4 protein-coding genes are annotated in these 3,832 nt (G+C 63.0%); 1 reads left to right on the top strand and 3 read right to left on the bottom strand.

From position 1 onward, the window contains the following. Both EOA22_RS26975 and EOA22_RS26970 read right to left on the bottom strand, forming a co-directional pair. Positions 1-1,189, bottom strand: a 1,189-nt coding sequence (locus EOA22_RS26975; RefSeq protein WP_164755854.1) for a class II fumarate hydratase, incomplete at its 3' end; no start/stop codon positions are given. Between the two features lie 158 nt (positions 1,190-1,347). Next, on the bottom strand, positions 1,348-1,827 hold the full coding sequence (locus tag EOA22_RS26970) for a cupin domain-containing protein (protein ID WP_013532411.1): 480 nt from the start codon (positions 1,825-1,827) through the stop codon (positions 1,348-1,350). A 106-nt stretch (positions 1,828-1,933) separates the two neighbouring features. Between EOA22_RS26970 and EOA22_RS26965 the strand changes: the two genes are divergently transcribed. Continuing rightward, positions 1,934-2,932 (top strand): LysR family transcriptional regulator, encoded by a 999-nt coding sequence (locus EOA22_RS26965; protein ID WP_127390340.1) that lies wholly within the window; start codon positions 1,934-1,936, stop codon positions 2,930-2,932. Here the strand turns inward: EOA22_RS26965 and EOA22_RS26960 are convergent. Continuing rightward, the gene (locus tag EOA22_RS26960; protein ID WP_013532409.1) at positions 2,917-3,675 is read right to left on the bottom strand and encodes an SDR family oxidoreductase; all 759 of its coding nucleotides are present in this window, start codon (positions 3,673-3,675) and stop codon (positions 2,917-2,919) included. The genes EOA22_RS26965 and EOA22_RS26960 overlap by 16 nt on opposite strands. Positions 3,676-3,832: the final 157 nt, after the last annotated feature.

Below are 3,832 nucleotides of genomic sequence, written 5' to 3'. Positions count from 1 at the left end.
CGCGGGCCTCGATGCCGAAGACGCAATTGTCGGGGAAGGAGACCGAGGCGTCGCAGAGCAACTTCACCGACTGCAGGAAGTTGTAGGCCATCAGCGGATTGTAGACATTGAGCTCGAAATGACCCTGGCTGCCGGCGAAGGTGAGCGCCGCATTGTTGCCGAACACCTGTACGCAGACCTGCGTCAGCGCCTCGCACTGGGTCGGGTTGACCTTGCCCGGCATGATCGACGAGCCCGGTTCGTTTTCCGGCAGCGACAGTTCGCCGAGGCCCGAGCGCGGGCCTGAGCCGAGGAAGCGGATGTCGTTGGCGATCTTGAATAGCGCGGCGGCCGCCGCGTTGATGGCGCCGTGCGAAAACACCATGGAATCATGGGCCGCCAGCGCCTCGAACTTGTTCGGCGCGGTGACGAAGGCGATGCCGGTGATGGAGGCGATGCGATCCGCGACCCTTTCGGCGAAGCCGACCGGCGCGTTGAGGCCGGTGCCGACGGCGGTGCCGCCCTGCGCCAGTTCCTGCAAGCCGGGCAACGTCAGCTCGATGCGCTTGATCGACGAAGCGACCTGCGCGGCATAGCCCGAAAATTCCTGGCCAAGCGTAAGGGGGGTGGCATCCTGCGTGTGCGTGCGGCCGATCTTGATGATGTGATTGAACTCTCTGCTCTTGGCGGCGAGTGCCTTGTGCAGGTGCTTCAGTGCCGGCAACAGATCGTGCACGATGCGTTCGGCGCAGGCGATGTGCATGGCTGTCGGATAGGTGTCGTTCGACGATTGGCTCATATTGACGTGATCGTTGGGATGCACCGGCTTCTTGGAGCCCATGACACCGCCCAGCATCTCAATCGCCCGGTTGGAGATCACCTCATTGGCGTTCATGTTGGACTGGGTGCCCGAACCGGTCTGCCAGACCACCAGCGGGAAATGCTCATCGAGCTTGCCGTCGATGACCTCTTGCGCTGCCTCGACAATCGTCTTGCCGATCGCCGGATCGAGCCGCTTGAGCTCCATGTTGGCTTCGGCCGCCGCCCGCTTGACGATGCCCAATGCGCGCACGATCGACGCCGGCTGCTTTTCCCAGCCGATCTTGAAATTGCCGAGCGAACGCTGCGCCTGCGCGCCCCAATACCGGTCGGCGGCGACTTCGATGGGACCGAACGTGTCGGTTTCGGTTCTGGTCTTTGCAGCGGTCACGGGTCTCTCCTTGTCGAAGTCGGCAACGGCGTATCGCGTTGCACAAACGGCTTCAAGCGGAGAATGCGGGCGGCGAGGATGCAAATCGGTTGAAGGCGCGGCGCGTCTCTCCTTCTCCCACAAAGGGGAGAAGGGAAGGACTGCGCAGTTTCGGCCTCTCACCCCAGCGGCGGACCGACAATGTCGATGCCGTTTTTTGCGCAAAGCTGCACCAGTGCCGCGATGATTTCCGGTGTTGGTTCCATCAGCGGCGGCAGTTCGGGCTGTTCGGCGGGACGGCTCGCCTGACGCAGCATCGTCTCAAAATCCGAACCGCGCGTGATGGTGAGGGTGCGCGCACCTTCCGGGGATTCGACCCGGTAGGTGTGCGGCAGGCCTTTCGGTGCGATGACGGTTTCGCCGGCGTCCGCAATGCGTTCGTGGCCGTCGATCTGAAAGCGCAATCTCCCCTCCAGGATGTGAAACACTTCGTCTTCCCTGCGATGCGCATGCAGCGGTGGCGAGTCGCCATAGGGCATGTGATGCTCGACGACGCAGGTGCCGTCCTCTCCTGCTATCGACGAGACGTGGATCGCGACGAGCGTGTTGTTGAACCAGAAGAGTTCCTTGCCTGTGATCGTGCCGGGGGTCATTGTCATGGCGTGTCTGATCCTTCTGTTGCCTGTGCCTGCTGGGCCGATGACGATCTAGCCAGGGATACGCCGACAACGGAAATCGAATGATCGTATGGGGCGAATTGATGCGATGAATTTGAACGCGCTCGACCTCAATCTCATCAAGGTGTTCGACGCCCTTCTGCGGGAGAGAAGCGTTACGCGTGCCGGCGAGCAGATCGGCCTCAGCCAGCCTGCCGTCAGCGCTGCGCTCAATCGCTTGCGACATCTCCTCAACGACCAGCTGTTCGTGCGACGGGGCAATGACATGATGCCGACACCGCGCGCCGAGAGCATGGCCGAGCCGTTGCGCGTGGCGCTTCGCGAGATCGAACGCGTCTTCCATTCGGCCAAGGCGTTCGATCCGGCGGAACTGGAGCGAACCTTCACGTTCATGGGGGCGGATTTCTTTTCCATGATGCTGATGCCAGCGCTGGCGGCACGCATCGCTGGCGCCGCGCCGCGCGCGTCGCTAAGGTTTCTCGATAGCGCGCGCGGCGATGTCTCGCGGCTGCTCCAGGAGGATGAAATCGACGTAGCGCTCGAGCGTCCGCTGGAGGTCTCCGACTGGGTCTCAAGCACGCCTCTGTTCCATTCACCATTCGCCATCATCGCCGCGCACGACAACGCTGCGATCAGGCAGGCGGGAATCATGGAAGGCAAGACTCTGCCGATCGACCTCTTCTGCGAACTGCCCCATATTCTTCGTTCTATCGACGGCTCGATGTCGGGCTCCACCGACGAGGCGCTCCGCAAGATCGGGCGAACGCGCCGTGTAAGCCTGACCCTGCCGCACTTTCAGGCTGTCGCATTAGCCGTGGCAAAGGGAAACCACCTGTCGGCGGTGCCCAGGCAGTTCGCGGTTTGGGCGGCCGAGACCCTGCCGCTCGTCATCTTTGAACCACCGCTTCCCATTGCTGTTCCGGAAATCAGGATGTACTGGCACGCGCGCCACGACGACGAGCCACCCCATCGCTGGGTTCGCGATCAGGTCCTGGAGGCGGTAGGCGTACTTGGATTTGTAGAAAGTGGCGTCGCAGAAAATGTCGGCGCTTGGCGTGGCGCCCGGACGGATCAGCCCGCAGTATAACCACCGTCGACGGAGAAGACCCCGCCGCTGGTCCAGGCCGCCTCGTCGCTAGCGAGGTACACTGCGATGCCCGCCAGATCGTCGGGGCGGCCGATTCTGCCAAGCGGATAGCTGCGCTCGACATAGGCTTTCAGCTCGGCCTTTGCCTCGGCCGGCAAATTGTCGACGGTCTTGCGTCGCATGGCGGTGTCGACAGTGCCCGGCGCGATGGCGTTGACGCGGATGCCGCGCGGGCCGAGTTCGAAGGCCAGCGATTTGGTCAGCGAGTTCAACGCGCCCTTTGACAGGGAATAGAGGCTCGACGGCCGCTTCGGGATCATCTTGTTGGCGAAATAGGACGAGACGTTGATCACCGACGCGCCGGCCGCCAGATGCGGCAGCAGACCCTGGGTGAGGAAGAACACCGCCGTCACATTGAGCGCGAAGGATTGCTGGAACTGCGCCTCGCTGACGGTCTCGAACGGCACCAGGAAAGCCACCCCGGCATTGTTGACGAGAATGTCGAGCGGCCTGCCGGATTCTTTGACGTGCTCGCCGACGGCCGCGATGCCGGCCGAGGTGGCAAGATCGGCCGACAGCGTCTCGATAGTGCCGCCGAGCTGCTTGGCGGCAGTGTCGAGCTTTTTGGTGTCACGGCCGACGATCAGGACGTCGGCGCCCTCGCGCGAAAAGGCCTCGGCGATCGCCAGGCCGATACCGTCCGACCCGCCGGTAACCAGCGCGCGCTTTTTGTGAAGTCTCATCGGATGCTCCGAGATTTCTGCGTCGTCGAGAGCACCGTATAGTGGCGGCCAAGGTCAAGCCGTCAGCCAATCCCACGGTATGAACTTCGACCGCCGCCACCCGGCAGGCCGGCCGAGGCTGGTTTAAGCGCCGGCGGTCGCAAGCTCCCCCAAAGCC

The organism is Mesorhizobium sp. M7A.F.Ca.US.014.04.1.1 (assembly GCF_003998745.1).
In the GTDB taxonomy this organism is placed as follows: domain Bacteria; phylum Pseudomonadota; class Alphaproteobacteria; order Rhizobiales; family Rhizobiaceae; genus Mesorhizobium; species Mesorhizobium ciceri.
Note: the sequence above shows the minus strand (reverse complement) of the source record. Positions and strands in the feature narration are given on the sequence as shown.

Excerpts from the sequence above, each read along its gene's own strand:
- EOA22_RS26965 (WP_127390340.1), top strand. The coding sequence starts at position 1,934 with ATGAATTTGAACGCGCTCGACCTCAATCTCATCAAGGTGTTCGACGCC.
- EOA22_RS26970 (WP_013532411.1), bottom strand. The coding sequence starts at position 1,827 with ATGACAATGACCCCCGGCACGATCACAGGCAAGGAACTCTTCTGGTTC.
- EOA22_RS26960 (WP_013532409.1), bottom strand. The coding sequence starts at position 3,675 with ATGAGACTTCACAAAAAGCGCGCGCTGGTTACCGGCGGGTCGGACGGT.